At 41.2% G+C, this 1,205-nt stretch carries 1 protein-coding gene and 1 pseudogene; one reads left to right on the top strand and one right to left on the bottom strand.

What is annotated here, in order from left to right; all coding sequences use genetic code 11:
* On the bottom strand, positions 1–201 hold a 201-nt coding region (locus tag FJR38_RS02350; protein WP_371418125.1), incomplete at its 3' end, for an S-adenosylmethionine decarboxylase.
* A 133-nt stretch (positions 202–334) separates the two neighbouring features.
* Here FJR38_RS02350 and purD point away from each other — a divergent pair.
* Positions 335–1,205, top strand: a pseudogene (purD, locus tag FJR38_RS02345) (phosphoribosylamine--glycine ligase); the annotation flags it as partial.

Below are 1,205 nucleotides of genomic sequence, written 5' to 3'. Positions count from 1 at the left end.
GTGCAACGCTATATGAGATTCTGCTAACAAAACTACTGTAGAAATTCCCTGGGGGACAAATTCAACCGCTATTTCTCCAACAACATTTAATTCAGCAGTATCAGCCGCATTTTTTAAAACAGCAATAAAGTCCTTTTTATCCCAATTGAAAACCGCTGGAGAAGCTGACAAAATAGCAGAAAAATGATGAGACTTAATCACTTTAGACAGAAAATAATCGCTCACAACTATTAGATATTAACTGATTTTTGTTTCATTCTTGAAAAGATGTATAGTAAACAGTTGATTTGCGAGTATTCTTAATTATGACTGTAAGAGAACTATGAGGAAATAAGTGAAAGTTTTAGTTATCGGTAATGGGGGACGTGAACACGCTCTAGCGTGGAAATTGCTGCAATCTGATAAAATTGAGCAAGTTGTCTGCGTACCAGGTAATGGGGGTACAGCAAGTATGCAAGGTTGTCAAAACTTGTCTTTAGCAGTAGATGACTTTGCAGGTATTAGTCAATATGCGATCGCTCATGGTATTTCTTTAGTAGTAGTTGGTCCAGAAGTTCCTTTAGCTCAGGGAATTACTGATTATCTGCAAAATCAAGGTTTAATGGTATTTGGACCTAACAAAGCAGGAGCGCAAATAGAAGCAAGTAAGGCTTGGGCTAAAGCATTAATGGCAGAAGCTGGAGTTCCCACTGCCAAAGCTGCGGTATTTACGGAAGCAGCCCCAGCAAAAGCTTACATCCAAACTCAAGGAGCGCCCATAGTCATAAAAGCCGATGGTTTAGCTGCTGGTAAAGGTGTCACAGTTGCTGAAACCATTGCTCAGGCTGAAGAAGCGATTGAGGCGATTTTTCAAGGACAATTTGGTGCGGCTGGTAGTTCCGTTGTCATTGAAGAATGTTTACTGGGACAAGAAGTATCAGTTTTAGCTTTAACCGATGGTTTAACCATTCGCCCCTTATTACCGGCTCAAGATCATAAACGCGTTGGCGAAGGTGATACAGGAGAAAATACAGGCGGTATGGGTGCTTATGCTCCTGCACCGATAGCGACACCAGAATTAATGGCACGGGTGCAAACTGAGGTGTTAGAAAGAACTATCACAGCCTTAAAATCTAGGGGGATTGACTACCGAGGCGTTTTGTATGCGGGGTTAATGATTACACCAGATCGGTGATTTTCGCGTTTTAGAATTTAACTGTCGCTTT

This window comes from Anabaena sp. UHCC 0253, assembly GCF_009712085.1.
Classification (GTDB): domain Bacteria; phylum Cyanobacteriota; class Cyanobacteriia; order Cyanobacteriales; family Nostocaceae; genus Dolichospermum.
Note: the sequence above shows the minus strand (reverse complement) of the source record. Positions and strands in the feature narration are given on the sequence as shown.